Origin of the sequence: Bradyrhizobium sp. MOS001 (assembly GCF_004634465.1) — a bacterium.
Lineage (GTDB): Bacteria > Pseudomonadota > Alphaproteobacteria > Rhizobiales > Xanthobacteraceae > Bradyrhizobium > Bradyrhizobium barranii.
On record NZ_SPVJ01000036.1, the window covers coordinates 1 to 21,917 of the forward strand.

The 21,917-nt window shown below is 64.0% G+C and carries 25 protein-coding genes; 17 read left to right on the top strand and 8 right to left on the bottom strand.

Annotation, left to right across the window (positions count from 1 at the left end; all coding sequences use genetic code 11):
- Positions 1–173 precede the first annotated feature (173 nt).
- Entirely contained in the window at positions 174–731 is a 558-nt protein-coding gene (locus CT676_RS31300; protein WP_135216034.1) for a PQQ-dependent catabolism-associated CXXCW motif protein, read from the bottom strand.
- Positions 728–1,609 carry a substrate-binding domain-containing protein gene (locus CT676_RS31305; RefSeq protein ID WP_167768216.1) on the bottom strand — a complete coding sequence of 294 codons (882 nt, stop codon included), beginning with the start codon at positions 1,607–1,609 and terminating at the stop codon, positions 728–730. Before CT676_RS31305 ends, CT676_RS31300 begins: the two co-directional genes overlap by 4 nt.
- A 129-nt stretch (positions 1,610–1,738) precedes the next feature.
- On the opposite strand from CT676_RS31305, the gene CT676_RS31310 reads away from it, so the two are divergent.
- Together CT676_RS31310 and CT676_RS31315 are read left to right on the top strand one after the other, a co-directional pair.
- Positions 1,739–2,665 (top strand): quinoprotein relay system zinc metallohydrolase 2, encoded by a 927-nt coding sequence (locus tag CT676_RS31310; protein WP_135216036.1) that lies wholly within the window; start codon positions 1,739–1,741, stop codon positions 2,663–2,665.
- Between the two features lie 76 nt (positions 2,666–2,741).
- Positions 2,742–3,560, top strand: coding sequence for a quinoprotein dehydrogenase-associated SoxYZ-like carrier (locus CT676_RS31315; protein ID WP_071911687.1), 819 nt, complete (start codon positions 2,742–2,744; stop codon positions 3,558–3,560).
- A 187-nt stretch (positions 3,561–3,747) separates the two neighbouring features.
- Here the strand turns inward: CT676_RS31315 and CT676_RS31320 are convergent, their stop codons facing one another.
- The gene (locus CT676_RS31320; protein ID WP_014493633.1) at positions 3,748–4,107 is read right to left on the bottom strand and encodes a hypothetical protein; all 360 of its coding nucleotides are present in this window, start codon (positions 4,105–4,107) and stop codon (positions 3,748–3,750) included.
- Positions 4,108–4,194: 87 nt separating this feature from the next.
- On the opposite strand from CT676_RS31320, the gene CT676_RS31325 reads away from it, so the two are divergent.
- From CT676_RS31325 to CT676_RS31345, 5 genes are read left to right on the top strand one after another with little or no spacing between them, the layout of a single operon-like run.
- Entirely contained in the window at positions 4,195–5,190 is a 996-nt protein-coding gene (locus CT676_RS31325; protein WP_135216037.1) for an ABC transporter substrate-binding protein, read from the top strand.
- 1 nt (position 5,191) lies between these two features.
- A complete protein-coding gene (locus tag CT676_RS31330; RefSeq protein WP_135216038.1) occupies positions 5,192–5,929 on the top strand; it encodes an ABC transporter permease subunit in 738 nt (245 codons plus the stop codon).
- Entirely contained in the window at positions 5,919–6,659 is a 741-nt protein-coding gene (locus tag CT676_RS31335; RefSeq protein WP_135216039.1) for an ABC transporter ATP-binding protein, read from the top strand. Before CT676_RS31330 ends, CT676_RS31335 begins: the two co-directional genes overlap by 11 nt.
- A 46-nt stretch (positions 6,660–6,705) precedes the next feature.
- On the top strand, positions 6,706–7,503 hold the full coding sequence (locus CT676_RS31340; protein WP_135216040.1) for a pentapeptide repeat-containing protein: 798 nt from the start codon (positions 6,706–6,708) through the stop codon (positions 7,501–7,503).
- Between the two features lie 27 nt (positions 7,504–7,530).
- A complete protein-coding gene (locus CT676_RS31345; protein ID WP_135216041.1) occupies positions 7,531–7,878 on the top strand; it encodes a hypothetical protein in 348 nt (115 codons plus the stop codon).
- Positions 7,879–8,027: 149 nt separating this feature from the next.
- On the opposite strand, the gene CT676_RS31350 is transcribed toward CT676_RS31345, so the two are convergent.
- The 4 genes from CT676_RS31350 to CT676_RS31365 form a co-directional block, all read right to left on the bottom strand.
- Positions 8,028–8,237: a hypothetical protein gene (locus CT676_RS31350; protein ID WP_014493627.1), complete on the bottom strand. Its 210-nt coding sequence runs from the start codon at positions 8,235–8,237 to the stop codon at positions 8,028–8,030.
- A 122-nt stretch (positions 8,238–8,359) separates the two neighbouring features.
- Positions 8,360–9,265, bottom strand: coding sequence for a hypothetical protein (locus CT676_RS31355; RefSeq protein WP_135216042.1), 906 nt, complete (start codon positions 9,263–9,265; stop codon positions 8,360–8,362).
- Positions 9,266–9,289: 24 nt separating this feature from the next.
- Positions 9,290–9,370, bottom strand: coding sequence for a pyrroloquinoline quinone precursor peptide PqqA (gene pqqA, locus CT676_RS31360; protein ID WP_012029362.1), 81 nt, complete (start codon positions 9,368–9,370; stop codon positions 9,290–9,292).
- A 171-nt stretch (positions 9,371–9,541) separates the two neighbouring features.
- The gene (locus CT676_RS31365; protein WP_063981985.1) at positions 9,542–9,934 is read right to left on the bottom strand and encodes an EF-hand domain-containing protein; all 393 of its coding nucleotides are present in this window, start codon (positions 9,932–9,934) and stop codon (positions 9,542–9,544) included.
- A 338-nt stretch (positions 9,935–10,272) separates the two neighbouring features.
- Between CT676_RS31365 and CT676_RS31370 the strand changes: the two genes are divergently transcribed.
- The 6 genes from CT676_RS31370 to CT676_RS31395 all read left to right on the top strand — a co-directional run bounded on the left by CT676_RS31370 (position 10,273) and on the right by CT676_RS31395 (position 16,216).
- Positions 10,273–11,937, top strand: coding sequence for a methanol/ethanol family PQQ-dependent dehydrogenase (locus tag CT676_RS31370; protein ID WP_135216043.1), 1,665 nt, complete (start codon positions 10,273–10,275; stop codon positions 11,935–11,937).
- A gap of 10 nt (positions 11,938–11,947) precedes the next feature.
- Entirely contained in the window at positions 11,948–12,304 is a 357-nt protein-coding gene (locus CT676_RS31375) for a cytochrome c (protein ID WP_135216044.1), read from the top strand.
- Complete coding sequence (locus CT676_RS31380; RefSeq protein WP_135216045.1) at positions 12,301–13,230, top strand: transporter substrate-binding domain-containing protein; 930 nt, start codon at positions 12,301–12,303, stop codon at positions 13,228–13,230. The genes CT676_RS31375 and CT676_RS31380 overlap by 4 nt, the downstream gene beginning before the upstream one ends.
- Positions 13,231–13,521: 291 nt before the next feature.
- Positions 13,522–14,544, top strand: a complete 1,023-nt coding sequence (locus CT676_RS31385; RefSeq protein WP_135216046.1) for an FUSC family protein — start codon at positions 13,522–13,524, stop codon at positions 14,542–14,544.
- Positions 14,545–14,654: 110 nt separating this feature from the next.
- Positions 14,655–15,656, top strand: a complete 1,002-nt coding sequence (locus CT676_RS31390; protein WP_135216047.1) for a tripartite tricarboxylate transporter substrate binding protein — start codon at positions 14,655–14,657, stop codon at positions 15,654–15,656.
- 134 nt (positions 15,657–15,790) lie between these two features.
- The gene (locus CT676_RS31395) at positions 15,791–16,216 is read left to right on the top strand and encodes a hypothetical protein (RefSeq protein WP_028151278.1); all 426 of its coding nucleotides are present in this window, start codon (positions 15,791–15,793) and stop codon (positions 16,214–16,216) included.
- 40 nt (positions 16,217–16,256) lie between these two features.
- On the opposite strand, the gene CT676_RS31400 is transcribed toward CT676_RS31395, so the two are convergent.
- Positions 16,257–17,225 carry a helix-turn-helix domain-containing protein gene (locus CT676_RS31400; RefSeq protein WP_014493617.1) on the bottom strand — a complete coding sequence of 323 codons (969 nt, stop codon included), beginning with the start codon at positions 17,223–17,225 and terminating at the stop codon, positions 16,257–16,259.
- A gap of 513 nt (positions 17,226–17,738) precedes the next feature.
- Between CT676_RS31400 and xoxF5 the strand changes: the two genes are divergently transcribed.
- The 4 genes from xoxF5 (at position 17,739) to gfa (ending at position 21,917) form a co-directional block, all read left to right on the top strand.
- On the top strand, positions 17,739–19,550 hold the full coding sequence (xoxF5, locus tag CT676_RS31405; RefSeq protein ID WP_135216048.1) for a lanthanide-dependent methanol dehydrogenase XoxF5: 1,812 nt from the start codon (positions 17,739–17,741) through the stop codon (positions 19,548–19,550).
- 120 nt (positions 19,551–19,670) lie between these two features.
- Positions 19,671–20,153 (top strand): c-type cytochrome, methanol metabolism-related, encoded by a 483-nt coding sequence (locus CT676_RS31410; protein ID WP_135216089.1) that lies wholly within the window; start codon positions 19,671–19,673, stop codon positions 20,151–20,153.
- Between the two features lie 57 nt (positions 20,154–20,210).
- On the top strand, positions 20,211–21,320 hold the full coding sequence (locus CT676_RS31415) for an S-(hydroxymethyl)glutathione dehydrogenase/class III alcohol dehydrogenase (protein WP_014493614.1): 1,110 nt from the start codon (positions 20,211–20,213) through the stop codon (positions 21,318–21,320).
- 33 nt (positions 21,321–21,353) lie between these two features.
- The gene (gene gfa, locus CT676_RS31420) at positions 21,354–21,917 is read left to right on the top strand and encodes an S-(hydroxymethyl)glutathione synthase (RefSeq protein ID WP_063981977.1); all 564 of its coding nucleotides are present in this window, start codon (positions 21,354–21,356) and stop codon (positions 21,915–21,917) included.

Genomic DNA, 21,917 nt, shown 5'->3' on the forward strand with positions numbered 1-21,917 from the left:
CAAGAAAGCGAGGTCCAACACCCCGCTTTCCTGCAAAATCGAATACTACATCAAGACAAATTCTGCTTATTTCTCAGATCAATCCGCATTCTTCACGGACGACCATCCACGCCCAACCACGCGGATTGAAGAACGTGGATGCCCGGGACAAGCCCGGGCATGACGACCTGTACCTACTGCTCTGGCCGCGGCTGCGGGTGCATCTCCTCGGTCGGAAGGTTTGCGCGCTCCCAACCATCTGTGCCGTCGGGGTACCAGGCGACGTTGGCATAACCGTAAGCCAAGGCGCGCTTGGCGGCGTTCCAGGACATCCAGCAGTCGGCCAGGCAATAGATCACGAGCAGCGCAGCCTTGTCGCCGCGCGCGGCGTGGGCGAGGCCGCGCTGGAAATAATCGTCCATGGCGGGCGGCAGCACGCCGTAGCCGGTGTCCGGCAGCCAGGTGCTGCCCGGTATGTTTTTTCGCGGCATATCGCGCCAGACGGTACCTTCGGGAAGGTTCTTCGGCTTCGGCGCGCGCGGCAGCACGTCGATGAAGGCGCCGCTCTTCGCACGCCAGATTGCTTCGGCCTCCGCAGTCGTCAGCACGCGCGCGCCAGTGAGCGTCGCCGGCACCGGCGCGCGGTAATTGTCGGAGCGATACCCCTCGGGCTCGAACGGCTCCTGCTGCTGCGCCAACGCCGGCGCCACCAGAATGGCGGCAACCAGCGCAGCGGCAACGCGCCGCCTCATGGCGTCTTCTTGGCCGTCTCCGCGCCGAGCGGCTTGTCGCTCTCGTCGAGCAGCGGCACGCCGAAGTCGATCAGGATCTTGTTGATCTCGCCCTGGTTCTCCTGGATCAGCTTGTTGAGCTGCCGCTTCCAGTTCTGGTCGGCGGGGCGCACGCCCATGCCGATGCGATAGACCAGCTTTGGCCCTGTGGTTTCCTTCACCAGCGGCGTGACATGCAACGAGCCGGCCTTCTTCGCATAATACCCGGCCATCGGCCCCCACAGCACGCCTGCGTCGATCTTGCCGGCGACGAGGTCGTCGACCATCGCCTGTGCGGAGTTGTCGAAGCGCGTGTCGATCATCAGGGGATAGGGTTTTGCATCGCCCATCAGGCCGGCGATCGCCATGTTGGTGGCCGGCGGCGTGCCGGCGACGATGCCGACATGCTTGCCTTTCAACTTCGGGTCTTCGAGCGTATCGACTTCCTCGAGCCCGCTGCCTGTTTTGGCGACCAGCGCATAGGTCGTGCGGTAATAGGGATTGGTGCCCTGCACGAGGTCGTCACCTTGCGGAAATCCCATGATGACGTCGCAGCGATGCGCACCCAGCGTCATGCGCACGAAGCCGGTGGCCTGCGGGAAGAAGACGTAGTCGAGCTTCTTCTGGAGCTTGTCCGCGAGCAGCTCGGCGAGCTTGTTCTCGAACCCCTCGCCCTTCTCGTTCGAGAACGGCAGATTGCGCGGGTCTGCACAGACGCGCAGCACTTTTGGATCGACCAGCTCGAACGAGAGGTCGCCGGTCTCGCTGGTCTGCGCAATGGCGACGTCGCCGAATGCGCAGGATGCCACCAGGACCCACAGTGAAAACAACCAGCGACGATGTCGCCCGGCCTCCGTCATCGCGCTTCCTCCTCGGTTTGTTTGAATGCTAGCCATGCAACGCATGACGCGCCATGCTTTGCCAAACTTTGTGTTGGCTTTGGTTTGTTGCAGTGCAGTGCGGCAAGCCATCTGAACTGAGGCGGAAAAGTGTCTCGCATCGCTTCCTTGATCGCAGCCCTGTCCCTGCTGGGGACAGCAACGCTAGCACGCGCCGGGGCAGCCGAATTGCCTGTGAGCGAAGTCGCACCGGGAATCTTCGTGCACTCCGGGACCACCGCCCTCATGACCCGCGAGAACGAAGGGGACATCGCCAATGTCGGTTTCATCGTCGGCCAAGACGCAGTGGCGGTGATCGACACTGGCGGCAGCCTGCGTGAGGGCGAGGCGCTGCTGGCGGCGGTGCGGGCTCGCACATCCAAGCCGATCCGCTACGTCATCAACACCCATGGCCATCCCGACCATGTCTTCGGCAATGCGGCCTTTGCCACAGAGGGAACCAGCTTCGTCGGCCACAGCAAGCTGCCGCAGGCGCTGGCGACGCGCGGGCCGTATTATCTCGACAATTTTAGACGCCTCATGGGTAGCGAACTGATCGATCACGTGAAGATCGTGCCGCCCACCCTGCTCGTCGTTGATACCCTGACGCTCGATCTCGGGTCGCGCCGCCTCGCCTTGCGGGCCTGGCCGGCCGGGCACAGCGACAACGATCTGACCGTGTTCGACGAGACCAGCAAGACGCTGTTCGCGGGCGATCTCGTCTTCCTCTGCCATATCCCGGTGATGGACGGCAGCATCCGCGGCTGGCTCGGCACGCTCGGGGAACTCGACAAGATTCCGGCGCAGCGCGTCGTGCCCGGTCACGGGCCTGTGAGCGACTGGCCTGCCGCGCTCGGCGACGAGCGGCGTTATCTCACGACGCTGCTGGCGGACGTCCGGGCGTCGAACAAGAAGGGCGAGCCGATCAGGACTGCCGCCGACAAGGCGGCCGCATCGGAACGGCCGCATTGGCAATTGTTCGACGACTACAATGCTCGCAACGCAACCGCAGCATTTTCGGAAATTGAATGGGAGTAGTGGACGCGCTACGCTGGACGGGGGATCGGCTACGCCGACCCAGAGAAAACTGCTTCGTCCGCACGGAACCACGACCATGACGGGATGCACACGCCGCCTGCCCCTGATCGCCGCATTGCTCGGCATCGCCTTCGCTGTGCCGGCGAGTGCCGAGGAGGCTTACGATCCCTGGCCGGGCTTGGTGCAGGACATCTTCAGCAACCGTCCGATCAACGACGGCAACGACGTCATCGGCATCGAGATGCCCTATCGCGCCGAGGACGCGGCGATCGTGCCGGTGACCCTGCGCAGCAAACTGTCGCCCGCGGACAGCCGCCGCATCCGTTCGATCACGCTGGTGATCGACCGCAACCCCGCGCCGATGGCAGCGAAGTTCGAGCTCGGCGCAGATGCCAATGTCACCGAGATCTCCACGCGCGTGCGCGTCAACAATTATACCGACGTCCACGCGGTCGCCGAGCTCAGCGACGGCCAGCTCTACGTCGCCAAGACCTATGTGAAGGCCTCAGGCGGCTGCTCGGCGCCGGCAGGAAAGAACATCGAGGAAGCCAGGAACCGGCTCGGCCAGATGCGCTACCGGCAATTCGCGCGCGAGGAGGCACCGGCCAGCCGCGTCCGCGAGGCGCAGATCATGATCGGCCATCCCAACAATTCCGGGCTGCAAATGGATCAGGTCACGCAGCTCTACGTCCCCGCCTTCTTCGTCAACCAGCTGAAGCTGACGCAGGACGACAGCCCCGTGCTGTCGATGGAGGGCGGCATCTCGATCTCGGAAGATCCCAACCTGCGCTTCACTTATGTGTCAAATGGCGCCAAGCGATTCCGTGCGGAGGCGAAGGACACGGACGGGCACGTGTTCCGCAATGAATGGGATGTGGAGAAGCCGGGGACGTGAGGCTCTGCCTTCCCCTCTCCCCTTGTGGGAGAGGGTGGCTCGCCGCAACGCGGCGAGACGGGTGAGGGGTATGTCTCCGCGAGCGGCACTCTTAGTCGTCTGAACGTGGGGAGAGATACCCCTCATCCGGCGCTTCGCGCCACCTTCTCCCACAAGGGGAGAAGGGACCGCACCCTCTATGCGGCAGCTAGAAACACCTCACCTCGGCTTCCGCCTGCGCGCGCCTGAGATCATTCACCGCCGAATTCGCCTGCTCGGACGTACGAAACTGGACGCCGAGATTGCCGCGCACCTGGGACATGCTCAGCGCCGTCTCGGCGGTGACGTAACGGTCATAGGACACGATCGAGGCCACCACGTCGATCGAGCAGGAGCATTGCTCGATGGACTGCCGGCTCTCGCCATTGGCCTTCATGCAGCCATAGACGTATTCGGCACGCGCCGAGGTCGGATAATCGTTGGCCTCCTCGGCACGCGCGGCGTAGACGGTCGCAGCCCACACCGCCAATGCGGCGACAATCGGTCGTAGCTGTCCCGCCAGATTCATGAGCGTCCTCCCGCTGGTTGCGACGAAAGCTATGCTATGCGTATTGTCATGAAAAGCACTCCCTTCGAGGAAACGGCTCACAAGGTGATGAGAGCACTTGGTTTGAGAGCGCCGGGACGAACATTGGCGCTCGCGATGACGCTGGCGCTGTCGCTGGCCGCCCCCGGCCGCGCCGCGGATACGATCCGCCTTGCAGTGCAGAAGACCGGAACATTCTCCTGGGAGCTGGCCGCAATCCGCGCCGGCGGGCTCGACAAGGAAGCCGATCTGTCGCTCGACGTCACCGAGCTCGCGAGCCCCGAGGCCGGCAAGATCGCGCTGCGCGCCGGGAGTGCCGACATCATCCTGTCGGACTGGCTGTGGGTGTCGCGCGAGCGCGTGCTCGGCGCCAAGCTCACCTTCTATCCCTATTCCAGCGCGCTCGGCGCGGTGATGGTGCCGGCCTCGTCGCCGCTCAAGACGCTCGCCGACCTCAAGGGCCGCAAGCTCGGCGTCGGCGGCGGCGCGATCGACAAGAGCTGGCTGCTGCTGCAGGCGCGGATGAAGCAGGACGGCATCGACCTGAAGTCGGACGCGAGCATCGTCTATGGCGCGCCGCCCTTGATTGCCGCCAAGGCGCTCGATGGCGAGATGGATGCGAGCCTCAACTTCTGGAATTTCTGTGCGCAGCTCGAGGCCAAGGGCTTTCGCCGCCTCGCCGGCATCGAGGACATTTTGCCGAAGCTGGGGGCCAAGGGCGCGGTATCCGCGGTCGGTTATGTCTTCGACGAGAGCTGGGCCGCAAGCCACCGCGATGCGGTGGCGCGTTTCATTGCGATGACCCGCAAGGCCAAGCAGCTGCTGGTCACCTCGGACGCCGCGTGGGACAAGATCGCGCCGCTCACCGGCGCGAGCGATCCGGCCATCCTCAAGACCTATCGCGACCGCTATCGCGACGGCATTCCGCGCCGGAGCATCGTTGACGAGGAGGCGGATGCGCGCGTGCTCTATCGCGTGCTCGCCGAGATCGGCGGACGCGACCTGGTCGGGCCGGCGGCCGAGCTTGATCCCGGCACCTTCTATCACGCAGTCCCCGGAGACTGAGGTGCTGCGTCTTCTCTCGTTTTCCCTGTTCCTCGCGACCTGGTGGATTGCGGCGCTGATCGTCGGCGGCGCAAAGCTGCCCTCCCCGCCTGCCGTGCTCAACGTCATCATCGCGGAAGCATCGAGCGGCGCCCTGTTCCTGCATCTCGGCGCCACGCTGGCGCGGGTCGCGCTCGCCTTCGTGCTGGCGATGTCGCTCGGCAGTGCCATCGGCTATTTGATGGGGCGGGTGAAGCTCGCCGACCGGCTCGGCGATCCCTGGTTGATCCTGCTGCTGAACCTGCCGGCGCTGGTCGTGATCGTGCTCGCCTATATCTGGGCCGGCCTGACCGAAGCGGCCGCGATCGCGGCGATCGCCATCAACAAGCTGCCGACCGCCATCGTCACCTTGCGCGAGGGCACCCGCGCGCTCGACCGTTCGCTCGACGAGATGGCCACCGTGTTCGCGATGCCGCGCTGGCGCGCGTTCCGCCATGTCGTGCTGCCGCAGCTTGCGCCCTATATCGCAGCCTCGGCCCGGTCCGGATTGTCGCTGGTATGGAAGATCGTGCTGGTGGCCGAACTGCTGGGACGGCCGAACGGTGTCGGCTTCGAGATCGGCATCGCCTTCCAGCTGTTCGACACGCCGCGACTGCTGGCCTATTCGCTCACCTTCGCCGCCGTCGTGCTCGTCATCGAAACCTTGCTGGTGCAGCCGTTCGAAGCCCGCGCAACACGGTGGCGGCCCCGTGCGGCTTGAAGTCGATATCTCCGGAAAGACATTCAGGAGTGCCGCGGGCGAAATGCACGAGGTGCTGGCCCCGGTCAGCTTCGCGCTTCAATCCGGTGAGGTCGGCGTTTTGATCGGCCCCTCCGGCTGCGGCAAGAGCACGATGCTGCGCATCATCCTCGGGCTCGACCGCGATTTCCACGGGACCATCGCGCGTCCACCGGAAGCGCGGATCGGGATGGTGTTCCAGGAGCCGCGGCTGCTGCCGTGGCGCTCGGTCGAGCAGAATGTGCGGCTTGCGGCTCCTGATATCTCCGAGGCGAAGCTGTCGGAGCTGTTCAGGATCCTGGAGCTGGAAGCGCATCGCAGCCACTTTCCCGGCGAATTGTCGCTGGGTCTTGCCCGGCGCGTCGCGCTGGCCCGCGCCTTCGCGGTCGAGCCCGATCTGCTCGTGCTCGACGAGCCCCTCGCCTCGCTCGACGACGCGCTCGCCGGCCGCCTGCGCGACGAGATCGCGACGCTGGTCGCAAGCCGCCCCATGATGACGCTGCTCGTCACCCATAGCCTCGACGATGCGACCCGCCTCGGCGACCGCTTGTTCTTCCTGTCGCCGCAGCCGGCGCGAATTCTGGCAGAAGTGCCCATCAGCATCCCGCGTGGCGCACGCGGCGACGCAGAGATCGCCGCGATCAGGGCGGACCTCGTGGCGAGAATCCAAGGCGAACATGGCGGCGAACACGCCGGGCGCGATGCCTCATAGGCAGCCACGCAAAGCGCGTGCTAAACAGGGCCCGTAGCGGAGCCCGATGATGAAGCGAATGGTCGCCCTCATGACGCTTGGTCTCGCTCTCGTCGCGACCATGGCGAGCGCGCAGGACATGATGCGTGACGTCGACCTCACGTCACCCGCGATGGTCTCCGCGGAAATGAGCCGGCAGGAGGTCGAGGCCATCCTGGCCAAAGCCAGCGCCGGGGCGCCGGCCGATTTCACCGGCAGGCGGTTGTCGGGGCTCGATCTCTCGGGTCTCGACCTTTCCACGGCGATTCTCCGTGCGGCACGACTCAACAAGACAAAACTCGCCGGCGCCCGTCTTGATCATGCGATCCTCGATCAGGCGTGGCTGCTGGACGCAGATCTCGCGGGCGCGAGCCTGAAGGGCGCCAATCTGTTCGCCTCGCAGATGGCGCGCGCGCGTCTGGACGGCGCGGACCTGACCGGTGCTCGCATCGCGGCCGACCTCACCGGCGCAAGCCTGATCGGCGCCTCGATTGCGAACGCGCATCTTGGCGCCGATATGCGCAACCAGTCGATGGGGCTGATTCGGGCCGTGCTGCGATCCGCCAATCTGGAAGGGTTGAACGCGCGCAATGCGGACCTGTCGCGCGTCGATCTCGAATTTGCCTCCCTCAAGGGAGCCGACCTGACCGGCGCGTCGCTCAAAAATGCTCAGCTCGGCGGCGCCGACCTGACCGGAGCCACCGTCACTGACGCCGATTTCGAGGGCGCTGATCTTGCCTCGGCGAAGCTGATCGCGCCGATCGGCCTTGACCGCGCCAGGAATTTCGACAAGGCAAAGAACCGCGAGCGCCTGATCAGGGAATAACAGGCGCGGCTTTTGGAGGATCGGCTGATGCGTTGGTTTCTGGCTTTGATCGCGTTGTTGACGTTGGCCGGCGAAGCCGCCGCCCAAAGCAAGGGCAAGGGCATCCGGCTCTGGAATTTGACAACGGAGACGATCTCCGGCTTCCAGCTCTCGCCCGCCGGCAAGACCGAGTGGGGGCCGAACCAGTGCCTGAACGACAAGGACAAGGAGGTCGAGCACGACGAGCGGCTGCGCATCACCGGCGTCGAACCCGGCCGCTACGACGCCAGGGTCAGCTATCCCAATGCGCGGCAGTGCATCGTCCGCGACATCGAGATCAAGGCGGACGCGGTGTTCTCGATCGCCGACAAGGACCTGAAGGACTGCACGAAGTAGTTATGAGACCCTCATGGTGAGGAGCGCGAAGCGCGTCTCGAACCATGAAGGCCCGGCTGATTCAGCTCGGCCTCGATCCTTCGAGACGCCGCTTCGCGGCTCCTCAGGATGAGGGGTTAGAGCACTCGAGGCCCGGCAGCGCGAGCGCTTCACGCCTTGTCGTTCGGGTGCGGATATTCGCAGCGCCACCGCACCGCCTGCCACTTCGGATGGTCGCCGACCCATTGCGCGATATAGGGCGGCGCGGCCATCACGCATTGCCTCGGCGACCCCGCAAAGTTGAATACCAGATGCTGCTCCTCGCAGGTCGCAGGCGAGAGCACCGCACACACAGTCACCACCAGGTCAATCGGGTTCATGCCGGGATCCTGTCGCAAGGGGACAATGGAGATTAGCACGAAAGATTACGTTCCGAGGAGCGGGAAGTTTCAAACGGACGGGATGTTCCCTCTCCCCCGCGCGCGGGAAGAGGCGGAACACCCTAGAAGTTTACCCCGAACACCAATCGCGCCTGATGACGCTCGAAATTGACGAGGTCGAGATTGCCGCCCGATCCGGCCGGGCGGCCCCAGGCCTGCATGCTCCAGCTCAGGGTGAGCCGCGACTTCTCGGATAGCTGGAAATAGGCGGTCGGACCGACAAACAGCGCCTGCCCCGAGAGCTCACCGAGGCCGATGCCCTCATATTGGCGGAAGTAGCGCATCTCACCACCGAGCAGAAAATTGGGGCGCACCCGCACCATGCCGCCAAAGGCCGCGCCGATCGTCGAACTCTTCTCGGACACCCCCGCCACCTCGAAGCGCGCCCATTCCGGCTGATAGATCAAATTGAGCGCTGCGATGGCGTAGTTCGGAATCAGCTCACGGTCGAAAGCGAGTGTGAATTCGGAGCCGTACATCCGTCCCTTCGCGCCGCTGGTCTCGTCGATGCGATCGCCATGCAGTTCGGCGGCGACAGTCAACCCGAACGGCGCGCGCTCGCGGTCGAGCAGGCGGTAACGCAGGTCGAGCGAGGCGCCCTGGAAATTGAACTGGCGGCGATCGTCGAAATCAGGGACGCCGGTAATGTCATGAAGCGTGGCGGTGCCGCCGACCTCGATACGGAAGTTCGGCAGCGGCACGACTTCGATCTCGACCTCCTGCTGGAGGGCGCGATAGGTGCCGCCGCCCTTGCCGAAGCTCCCCGTCGTCTGGGTCTGGAATTCGCGCTCGCCGGGATTGCCGACGTCGGTGCCGATCATGAAGCCGAAGATGTGCTCGGTATCGAAGCTCTCTTCGGCACTGACACACGCCGGTGCAAGCGCAACACCGAACGCAATTGCCATCCAGATCGTGTGGGCTCCAAGGCGCATTGCGAACACTACCACGGCTTCGACGGCGTTCGCCATCGAAGCCGCGGCAGGTCGTCAGTCTTACTTGCGCGCAGCGCAGGCGTACATGTTGATTTCCATGCCGACCGGCACTTCCACGATCTTCGGAGCTTTCCAAGCCATTCGGGTCTCCCAAGGGTATTGAGCGCGACATCGCGCGGGGCAAAACCTAGGGCTGCGTCAGGTGCAGCGCAAGCCTGGAATCGAAGCGCAAACACAGCGAACTGTCGCATTATGCTCGCGAATTTCCCTCTCGGGCAAATCGCCTTCGCTCCCAGTCAAGCGCCGCGTCTCTCACCGCAACAGGCGCAGCAGCGCGCGGCCGGCGCGCGAGTTCAGCTCCTTCGCATCCAGCGTTCCGTCCTTGTCGGGATTCGCTGCGTTGAAGCGCTGCTCCACCACCGCGAGATATTCGTCGAGCGTGAGAGTCCCGTCGCGATCGGGATCGGCGGCGGCGAGTTCTTTCGCCGTTAACCGTCCGCGCAATTCGCGCGCGTCCAGCGTGCCGTCGTGATCGGGATCGAGCTTTGCGAACAGCGCGGCGGCCGCCTTCTTCACCTCGGCGAGATCGAGCGTGCCGTCATTGTCGGTGTCGAACATCTTTACGGCGTTGCCGGACGCAGCCCACGCTGGACCGGACAGCACTGCAATCGTGAGCGCAAGCGCAACTGAGCGACGTGAAATCATCAAACCCTCCTGACCAGCCCCCGATTCGTAGGGGGTCGAAACGACATAAGTCTACAAGCGAGCCCCGGTTCAAGTCCGGAATTGCAACCTGCGCACCGCACAACTCGCGGAACCCGACGGCCCGAGCAGAGCGGCCGAAGCCGGCACCGCTTCATGCCACGGAATTTTTTCAGCGTCTGCGCACAAGTGAAAGTCGGTTGTCAGGTTTCTGTCAGGTGACCGGCATCTGGCATCCAACATATCGGCGACGCACTTACGACTTTCGTATTGACGTGTTTTGCGTTCGGGCGGAGTGTTGGTGCCGCAGCGTCAAAAGGCGCGCATATTGGGAGGAACGGATGAAACGCTTTGCGATGGCCGCGAGCCTCGTCATGCTTGCATCGACTTGTGCGAGCGCACAGACCACCGAACAACTGGTCAAGGGCGCGACCGATACATCGAACGTTCTCAATTACGGGATGGGCTACAATCTCCAGCGCTTCTCGACGCTGAACCAGGTCAACAAGGACACCGTCAAGAATCTCGTCCCGGTCTGGAACTACAGTTTCAACGACGATCGCAGCGAGGAATCGCAGCCGCTGGTGTACCAGGGCGTGATCTACGTGACCTCGCACAACGCCACCATGGCGGTCGACGCCAAGACCGGCAAGCAGATCTGGAAATCCAAGGTCGAGTATCCCGCCGAGACGCCGCGTATCGTCTGCTGCGGCATCATCAATCGCGGCGCCGCGCTCTATGACGGCAAGGTCTTCCGCACCACGCTCGACGCCAACGTGATCGCGCTCGATGCCAAGGACGGCAAGGAGCTGTGGCGGCAGAAGGCCGCTGACATCAAGGAAGGCTATTCGATGACGGTGGCGCCGCTGGTCGCCGACGGTGTCGTCATCACCGGCATCTCCGGTGCCGAGTTCGGCACCCGCGGCTTCATCGACGGCTGGGATCCGGCGACGGGCAAGCATCTCTGGCGGACCCATTCGATCCCCTCGCCCGACGAGCCCGGCGGCGACACCTGGAAGGGCGACACCTGGAAGCTCGGCGGCGGCTCGACCTGGATCACCGGCTCCTACGATCCCGAGCTCAACACGGTCTATTGGGGCATCGGCAATCCCGGACCGTTCAACTCGGCGGTGCGTCCCGGCGACAACCTCTACACCTGCTCCGTGCTGGCGATGGATCCCAAGACCGGCAAGATCAAGTGGCATTACCAGTTCTCGCCGAACAATCCGTTCGACTATGACTCGGTGGCCGAGATGGTCCTCGCCGACATGAATGTCGAGGGCAAGCCGACCAAGGTGCTGATGGACGCGAACCGCAACGGCTTCTTCTACGTGCTCGACCGCACCAACGGAAAGCTGCTCGCGGCCAATCCTTACGTGAAGGTGAATTGGGCGACCGGCGTCGACATGAAGACCGGTAAGCCGATCGAGACCGACGTCACGAAGGACGCGCGCGACGGTAAGAAGGTCACCGTCTATCCGTCGATCCTCGGCGGCAAGAACTGGGAGCCGATGTCGTTCAATCCGCAGACCGGATTGGCCTATGCCAACACGCTCGCCTTCGGCGGCAGGTACAAGACCGAGCCCGTCACCTTCAAGCAGGGCGAATGGTATCTCGGCATGGACCTCACCGACCTCTGGGAGTGGGGTGACGGCCCGCGCGGTCATCTGAAGGCGATCGATCCCATGACCGGCAAGGCCAAGTGGGAAGCGCCGAGCGACATCCCGCGCTTCTCGGGCGTGCTGTCGACCGCAGGCGGCGTCGTGTTCTCGGGCGCACTGACAGGCGAGTTCGAGGCCTTCGACGCCGACACCGGCAAGAAGCTCTGGCAGTTCCAGACCGGTTCCGGCATCGAGGGACAACCGGTGACCTGGCAGCAGGATGGCGTGCAGTACGTTGCCGTCACCTCCGGCTATGGCGGCGTCTACTCGCTGTTCTCCGGCGACGAGCGGCTTGCCAAGGTGCCGCCCGGCGGCTCGCTGTGGGTTTTTGCGGTCAAGCAATAACCACGGCCCGATGCTGAAGGACATATCTCACAAGACGGTGGCGACGATCGCCACCGTCGCGGTGCTGACGGTCGCGCTTGCGGCGACCGTTCGTGCCGCGGACGATGCAACCGGCAATCCCGTGCAGGCACAGATCGACTATGGCAAGTCGACCTATGCTTCGAAATGCTCGCACTGCCACGGCCCCAACATGATGAATTCCGGCACCATCACGCCGGATCTGCGCGCCTTTCCCGACGACCAGACGCGCTTCGTCACCACGGTGAAGAACGGCAAGAACAACAAGATGCCGCCCTGGGCCGACATTTTGAGCGACGACGAGATCGGCAATCTCTGGGCCTTCGTCTCGAGCAGGAGAAAGCCATGAGACCCTGGCTCGCCGCATGGAGCGTTGCCGCGATCCTCGCGGCGGCGACCACCGCCGCGCGCGCGGCCGACGAGCCGCTGAAGGTTTGCCTCGATGAGGATCGGCCGCCGCTCTCGGTGCATCGCAGGGGCAAGCCGGATTCAGGCTTCGACGTGCTGCTGGCGCAGGCAATCGCGGACCGGATCGGCCGGCCGCTGACAATCCAGTGGTTCGAGAGCAAGCTGGACGAGGATTCGAGCCCGCAGCTCGAGGCCAACGCTTTGCTCTCCGACGGGCGCTGCTCGCTGGTCGGCGGCTATGCGCTGACGACGGATTCCCTCGTCAAGCCCGGCATGAAGACGGCACGCTTGCCCGACTTCGCCGGGGCCACGCGCGACGACCGGCGCCGCCGCGTCGCGCTCGGCGTGCTTGTGCCGAGCCAGCCTTACGTCTATTCGCCGATGACAGTGGTACTCGGGCCGAAAGCGCAGGGCCGCAGGATCGGCGACATCGGCGATCTCGCCGGCCTTCGCCTTGCGATCGAGAGCGGCTCGCTGGGCGATGCCATCCTGATGACCTTCGACAAGGGCCGCCTGATCGACAGCATCACCCATCTCGTCCCCGGCCGCGACGATCTCCTCGGCGCACTCCAGCGCGGCGACTATGACGCGACGCTGATCGACCTCGGCCGTTTCGACGCCCACCGCGCCGCGCATCCCGACACGACGATCACCGCGTCGGGCTATTATTATCCGATCGGCGCCAATCGCGGCTATGTCGGGCTCGCCAGCGACGGCGCGCTGATCGACGCGGTCAACAAGGCGCTGACCAGCCTTGCCGCCGAGGGCAAGATCGCCGAATTCGGCAACCAGGCCGGCCTCACCTATCTGCCGCCGCGCGAGCCTGCGGTGCTCGGCGATGTCTGGACGAAGATCATTCAAAGGTGAGGTGGCCTCACGTGCCACCACATCACCGGTGTCATGCCCCGCGACCCGGCTACGCCAAGGCTTCGCCGGGGTTGAGGTCTAGGGGCGCCGAAGCTTTAGCGTAGGCGGCAGGCGGGGCATCCAGTACGCCGCGGCCTCTCGATTCAATCGCAAGCGCCTCTGGAATACTGGATCGCCCGGTCAAGCCGGGCGATGACAGCGAGGGTGTGGTGCGACCGTCGCTCCACACGCCAAAGTGCCGGCCGCATTTCCGTGGTATGCATAGTGTTTCGTTCGCCCCTTTGGTGCCCCGTGAATCCCCCCACGACACCCTCCGCCACCAACCTGCGCGATCTCCTCTCCCGCGAAGTCAAAACCGGCGAGCTCCTGCGCGCGCTGATCGTCGTCGGCCCGATGGTCGCCGCCTATTTCATCTCGCGCGAGACGGCGCTGCTGAACCTGGGGCTCGTCGCGGTCTCGCTGCTGATTCCGGCGCTCAGGCAGCACTTTCCGCCAAAAGTCGTCGCGTGGCACTATCTCGCCATTCTCGTCACCTTTGCCGCGCTTTTCCTTGCAGCTCCGGTCAAGCCGCTATTCGTGGTGCTGACGGCGCTCGCCGGCTTCCTTGCGGTGGCGGGGACGCGCTACGGCGAACATTTCCGTACGCTCGGCAATTGGGTGTTCATCCCCGCCGTCTATCTCGCCTGCGAGGTGCGGGAGGGCGTGAGCGCCTCGGAAGCGATACGTCATGCCGGCGTGATCATCGCCTCCTCTCCGATCGCGCTTGCGCTCGTCTGCGCGATCCAGATTTACGACCAGCGGCAGCGTGGCAATGCCGCGACCTCGTTCGGACCGCCCGCGGCCGACTGGTTTCTACCCGCAGCGGCAACCGCCATGGCGGTCTTTGCCGCAGCCGCCCTGGTCGAGATCTTCAACCTCGCGCAGGGGCAATGGGTGATGTGGTCGGCCGCAAGCGTCGTGGTCGGCGACCTCACGGCGTCCACCGGCAAGCTGAAGCAGCGGGCGATCGGCGCCTTCATCGGCGCGCCGCTCGGCTTTCTCGCGGGCCTTGCCCTGCCGCAAAGCCGCGTCGGCTACGCCATCGCGATTCTGGCGGCCACCCTCACCCTGATCTCGTTCTCCCGCTACATCGTCGGCTTCGGCCTGCGCTGCTGCTTCATCGCGCTCGCCGCATCCTTTGCCGGCGGCGCCAGCGGCATCGCCGAGGAGCGCATCGTCAACGTGCTGATCGGCGGCACGTTCGGCCTGATTGCGGTAGCCCTGACCGAGATCGTCTGGCTGCGGGTCATGCGGAAGACCCGATCGCCCGGATGACGCGCAAATCGACACCGCGCGGCCTTGTCGAATGCGCCAATCTGTCTCGCCTGCCGCCCATGGCAGCGCCAGCCTGATGCAGTAGGGTCGGCAAAAATCAGGAGGGAATCATGCCCGCAAAATTCGATCGCCGCCACTTCATTGCCGCCGGTACCAGTGCACTCGCGATGCCCTTCGTCGCGCGCGGCGCCTCGGCGCAAGGCGCATCGCAAGGCAACTGGCCCTCGCGGCAGATCCGCATGATTTGCAGCTATCCCGCCGGCGGACAGACCGATTTGCTCGCGCGCGCCTATGGCGAATTCATCTCCAAGCAGATCGGCAAGACCGTCGTGGTCGAGAACAAGCCCGGCGCCTCCGGCGCGATCGGCACGGCAGAGGTCGCCCGCGCCGAGCCCGACGGCCACACCATCCTGTGCTCGATCTCGACCACCTACATCATGAACCGGGTCGTGATGAAGAATCCCGGCTACGACATGGACAAGGATCTGACGCTGGTCAGCGTCATTCCTGGCGCCGGCCTGTTGCTGGTCGCGAACCCCAAGACCGGGGTCAAGACGCTGGAGGATTTCGTCGCCTTCTCCCGCAAGAGCGGCAAGGTCAACTTCGGCACCTATAGCGCGGGCTCGGCCCCGCACATGACGATCAACGAGCTCAACAAGCAGTACGGTCTTTCCATCGAGCCGGTTCACTACCGCGGCGAAGCGCCGATGTGGACGGGGATGCTGGAAGGCACGCTCGATGCCGCAATGGGCAGCTACACGGCGGCGCAGTCCGTTCTGCAAAGCGATCGCGGCACTGTATTCGCCGTGCATTCGAAGAAGGTCGACGCGATCCCCGCCATCAAGACCCTCCCGGAGCAGGGCGCAACGTCGAAATTCTTCACCGTGAGCGGCTTCTCCGGCTGGGCCGTGCCGAAGGCGACGCCGCAGCCGGTGGTCGACCGCCTGGCGGCGCTCTGCGTCGCCGCCAACAGCGATCCGAAGGTGAAGGAGGTTCTCGCGACCTTCGTGCTCGAGCCGGCAATCGGCTTCAAGGAGACCAATGCCCTGTATCAGCACGAGTTGCCGATCTGGATCGAGAGCGCGCGGTCGCTCGGCCTCGAGCCGGCCTGAACCTTGCGCGGCGCACCGGGCTGTCCCATCGCAACCCGGCATCCGACCAAAGCCTAGTGTCGGAAGCGCATTTTCCCGCTATGATTGTGTGCCGGTGCCGTCCCCCTCACCGGCGGACAAGAAAGGCCGATCGCATGACACCGGATGGCGTCGCCGTTGCCGTCATGATCATCCTGCTCTTTCCGATGGGCTACTTCACGCTGGCCTCGCCCGCCTTCCTGCTGGTGAAGCTCGATATCCAGCCCGTCGCCCAGCTATTGCGTGGGATGTTCAACGCCCATTTTCTGGTGATGCGCGTCGCCGGCGTGATCGGGGCGCTGGCTTTCCTGCTCGACGGTCGCCTGGTCGCCGCGATGGGCGTCGGCCTGCTCGCGGCCCTGGCGATCTGGGGACGCCGCTGGTTCATGCAACGGATCGACGACCAGCTCCGCGCGAGGGACGCAGGCGATGCTGAAGCCCCGCACCGGCTGCGCCGGCTGCATTGGAGCGGCATGCTTGGCAACGCGGTGCTGCTGGTCGCTCTCGTGACCAGCATTCCCTACGTCGCCATATCGGCCTGAGAGATATCGCCGCGCGGCCTGCGTCGGCTGCGGCGCTCGCCTAATGCTCGCCCGAGGCCGCGGCGCCCTGCTGGGCCTTGTGGATCGAGGACGGCACCACGCCAAAATATTTCCGGAACACGCGGCTGAAATGCGATGAGCTGGAGAAGCCCCAGGAGAAGGCGACGTCGGTGATGGTCTTGCCGCCGTGCGCCTCGAGCTCCTGGCGGCAATTCTGCAGGCGCGCCTGCCAGATGTAGTCGCTCACCGTGGTGCCGCGCTCGGAGAACAGCATGTGCAGATAGCGCTTGGAGCAGCCGAGCTCGGCGGAGATCTGGTCGATGCACAGATCCGGATCGCGCAGGTGCTCGCGGATGAAGAATTGCGCGCGCACATACATCGCCTCGGGCCCGACGCGATCGAACATCGTGTCCGCTTCGCGCAACGGCAGCAGCAAGAGGTCGATCAGCGAATCGGCGACACCGACCGCGCTGTTCGCCGACAGCTTGGCCGCCTCGTCGAAGGTGGCATGGACGAAATCATGGGCGATTCTCCCCGTCCCGGTCTTCGCCGACAATTTGCAGGCCGGCATCCGCTGCGACGGGAATCCACGGTCGCGCAGCAAGGCCTTCGGCACGATCACCACGTCGTGGCGGGTGAAGGCAGGGCTGATGATGGAATGCGGACACGAGACGTCATAGGCGATGATGTCGCCCGGGTTCAGCTCGATGTGGCGGCCTTCCTGCTCGAAATAGGACACGCCGTAGGTCTGGAAGTGGATCTTGATGTACGGGTGTTCATTGGCTTTGGCGCGCGCCAGCGTGTGCGCGATGCGATGCTGGCTGACCTCGATCTGGCAGAGTTTCAGGCGCGAGACGCTCGTGTAGTCGATGCGGCCCTCGAGCGAGGACGCCTCAAGCGGATCGACGTCGAAATGCCCACACAGGCTTGTCAGCCCGTCGATCCAGCTCTGGATCTGCCGCTTCGGCGTCAGGCCGGTCGTCGAGAGCGTGTGAATGGTGTCGGACATTAATCCAGCCGCTGGTTTCATCTGCAGATTCGACGCGAATCGCAACCAGCGCTGCTGGAGCCCTCAGCCATGATTGCGTGACGTTTACCTCGAATTTGAGCGGTCTTTTGCAACGAGCGCGATCGTTCCATTGCCACCCTTGACGGTTAATCCTCCGCCTTAGTTGCAGCGCCGTCAAGGGGAACCTGAGCGCCGAAGGCGCCGCGAAGCCGCGCGGAAGCCGCTGAATTCGCTACTGCAAAATCAAAAACTTCGCGTCCGTGCGCTGTCAAGCAAACCGGCTTCCCTCTTGGGCAAGTTTCCCGATGACGAAGTCGTTAGGGATTGCGGCAGGAACAAAAAAAACGGGCCTCTCCTGCACGTGGACCCGTAGCTCTCATCCGGAGGAGGAAACAGCACAGCATCGTTTCTGGTCCCAAACGTGACCGCCCTGCACGAGCAGACGCCGGACGAGAAGCCCGGTGATTAAGCAATGCTTCGGAAACAATAAACGAGACCAACGGAGGAATGACTATGCGCAAGGTGCTACTGGCGACCTTTCTTGGCTCCGCGGCGGCTCTCGCCGTCGGGAGCGCGTCAGCCAATGACGAAGTGCTCAAAATGTCCCAGAATCCCAAGGACTGGGTCATCCCGGCAGGCGACTATGCCAGCACTCGCTATTCCAAGCTGAACCAGATCAACGCACAAAACGTCGGCAAGCTCCAGGTTGCCTGGACCTTCTCGACCGGCGTGCTGCGCGGCCACGAAGGCGGCCCGCTGATCATCGGCAACACGATGTTCGTCCACACGCCGTTCCCGAACAAGGTCTACGCTATTGACCTTTCCAACGAGAACAAGATCATCTGGAAGTACGAGCCGAAGCAGGATCCGAACGTCATCCCGGTGATGTGCTGCGATACGGTTAACCGCGGCCTCGCCTATGGTGACGGCAAGATCATTCTGCACCAGGCCGACACCACGCTGGTTGCGCTCGATGCCAAGACCGGCCAGGTCGCCTGGTCTGTGAAGAACGGCGATCCCACTAAGGGCGAGACCGGAACCTCTGCGCCGCTCGTCGTCAAGGACAAGGTTCTGATTGGCATTTCCGGTGGCGAGTTTGGCGTCCAGGCTCACATGACTGCCTATGATCTCAAAACGGGCAAGTTGGCTTGGCGCGGTTACTCGGAAGGGCCTGATGATCAAATCCTGGTCGACGCCGAGAAGACCACCGCTCTCGGCAAGCCGGTCGGCAAGGACTCCAGCCTCAAGACCTGGCAGGGTGATCAGTGGAAGATTGGCGGCGGCGCCACCTGGGGCTGGATCTCCTACGATCCAGAGCTGAACCTGGTCTATTACGGATCAGGCAATCCCTCGACCTGGAACCCGAAGCAACGTCCAGGCGATAACAAATGGTCGATGACGATTTGGGCCCGCAATCCCGACACCGGCATGGCCAAGTGGGTCTACCAGATGACGCCGCACGATGAGTGGGACTACGACGGCGTCAACGAGATGATCCTCTCGGATCAGTCGATCAACGGCCAGCCCCGCAAGCTGCTGACGCATTTCGATCGTAACGGCCTCGGCTACACCATGGATCGCGTCACCGGCGAGCTGCTGGTCGCCGAGAAGTTCGATCCGAAGGTGAACTGGACCTCCGGCGTCGACATGGACAAGAACTCACCGACCTATGGCCGCCCGAAGGTTCTCGACGCGGCCTCGACTGAAAAGGGCGGCGAGGATCACAACACCAAGGGCATCTGCCCGGCCGCGCTCGGTACCAAGGACGAGCAGCCGGCAGCCTACTCGCCGGACACGCAGCTATTCTACGTTCCGACCAACCACGTCTGCATGGACTACGAGCCGTTCAAGGTGAGCTACACCGCGGGCCAGCCCTATGTGGGTGCGACGCTCTCGATGTATCCGCCGCAGGGTGAAACCCATATGGGTAATTTCATCGCCTGGGACGGCAAGACCGGCAAGATCGTCTGGTCGAACAAGGAGCAGTTCTCGGTCTGGTCGGGTGCGCTCGCAACCGCCGGCGGCGTGGTGTTCTACGGCACGCTCGAAGGCTACCTGAAGGCGGTCGACGCCAAGACCGGTAAGGAGCTCTACAAGTTCAAGACTCCCTCCGGCATCATCGGCAACGTCACCACCTATGAGAACGGCGGCAAGCAGTATGTCGCAGTGCTCTCCGGCGTGGGCGGCTGGGCCGGCATCGGTCTGGCAGCTGGTCTGACCGATCCGACCGCCGGTCTCGGCGCAGTCGGTGGCTACGCGGCTCTCAGCAACTACACGGCACTCGGCGGTACGCTGACCGTGTTCTCGCTGCCAGCGGCGAACTAGCCTCACCTTCGTGTCGCTCCGGCGCGTGGATCAACTCCACGCGCCGGCTCGTCTCCACCGAACGCCTTCGAGGATCATCTCTTGCGTAAAATCTGCTTTGTCATCGCTGCGACCATCTTCGTGACCTCGGGGGGAATTGCCGTTGCGGACGGTCCGGGCGACCCGACCGCCGTCAAGAAGGAAGACGACGGAAAGTGGCTCGATAAGGAAGGAAACCCGACCTACAAGATTTCGGCCGACGGCACCGTGGACTGGTTCACCTATTCCGGATATCGCCGCTATCACTCCGACTGCCACGTCTGCCATGGCCCCGACGGCATGGGATCCACCTACGCACCGGCGTTGAAGGATTCGGTCAAGACCATGAGCTATGGCGACTTCCTCGGCGTCGTCGCCTCCGGTCGCAAGAACATCTCGACCGCGCAGGAGAACGTCATGCCTGCCTTCGGCGACAACCCGAACGTCGCCTGCTACATGGACGATCTCTACGTCTATCTGCGCGCCCGCTCCGACGAGGCGTGGGGCCGTCAACGTCCCTCCAAGAAGGATGAGAAGAACGAGACCTACACCAAGGCGGAAGACGCCTGCATGGGCAAGAAATGAAGGTTACCAGGACCGATACCACCTCGTGGCGTCCTGCGAGAATTTGAGGAGTTTACGATGAAGACACGTGCCGCCGTTGCTTTCGAAGCCAAGAAACCACTCGAGATCGTCGAAGTCGATCTGGAAGGACCGAAGGCCGGCGAAGTCCTGGTCGAGATCAAGGCGACGGGCATCTGCCATACCGACGCCTACACGCTCGACGGCTTCGACAGCGAAGGAATCTTCCCGTCGATCCTGGGTCATGAGGGCGCCGGTATCATCCGCGAGATCGGACCGGGCGTGACCTCGGTGAAACCGGGCGACCACGTCATCCCGCTCTACACGCCGGAGTGCCGGCAGTGCAAAAGCTGCCTGAGCCAGAAGACCAATCTCTGCACCGCGATTCGCGCGACGCAGGGCAAGGGCGTGATGCCTGATGGCACCAGCCGCTTCTCCTACAAGGGCAAGCCAGTCTACCACTACATGGGCTGCTCGACCTTCTCGAACTTCACCGTGCTGCCGGAGATCGCCGTCGCCAAGATCCGTGAGGACGCGCCGTTCGACAAGAGCTGCTACATCGGCTGCGGCGTCACCACCGGCGTCGGCGCCGTCGTCAACACCGCGAAGGTCACGCCGGGCTCCAACGTGGTCGTGTTCGGCCTCGGCGGCATCGGCCTCAACGTGATCCAGGGCGCCAAGATGGCCGGCGCCGACAAGATCATCGGCGTCGACATCAACGACTCCAAGGAGGATTGGGGCCGCCGGTTCGGCATGACCGAGTTCGTCAACCCCAAGAAGATCACCGGCGACATCGTCGCGCATCTGGTCAACCTGACCGACGGTGGTGCCGACTACACCTTCGATTGCACCGGCAACACCACCGTGATGCGCCAGGCGCTGGAAGCCTGCCATCGCGGCTGGGGCACCTCGATCATCATCGGCGTTGCCGAATCCGGCAAGGAGATCGCCACCCGCCCGTTCCAGCTCGTCACCGGGCGCAACTGGCGCGGCACGGCCTTCGGCGGCGCGCGCGGCCGCACCGACGTGCCCAAGATCGTCGACTGGTACATGAACGGAAAGATCCAGATCGATCCGATGATCACCCACGTGCTCAAGCTCGAGGAGATCAACAAGGGTTTTGACCTCATGCATGAGGGCAAATCCATCCGTTCAGTCGTCGTGTTCTAGCTCGAAAGCGTCACACCCAAGGAGGATCGACCCATGACTGTTGCACTCCATCCCTCGATCGATAACGGCGTCAAACAGGGCAGCGGCAGCTTTGCCGGCGGCACGCTGGTCTGCAAATGCACGGACCACCCGGTCAAGGTCGCGGTGAAGGGCGACGTCGCCCACAACCACGCCTGCGGCTGCACCAAGTGCTGGAAGCCGCAAGGCGCGAATTTCTCGGTGGTCGCCGTGGTGCCGCGCCAGAACGTCAGCGTGACCGAGAACGGCGACAAGCTCCAGATCGTCGATCCCTCGGCGGTGATCCAGCGCCACGCCTGCAAGGCTTGCGGCACCCACATGTACGGCCGCATCGAGAACAAGGGCCACCCGTTCTACGGCCTCGACTTCATCCATCCCGAGCTGTTCCAGGAGCAGGGCTCGCAGGCGCCGCAATTCGCCGCCTTCGTCTCCTCCGTGATCGAATCCGGCGTGAAGCCGGAACAGATGGCAGGCATCCGCTCGCGGCTGAAGGAAATCGGGCTCGAGCCCTATGACTGCCTGTCGCCGGCGCTGATGGACGCGATCGCGACCCACGTGGCGAAAGCCAAGGCTGCCTGA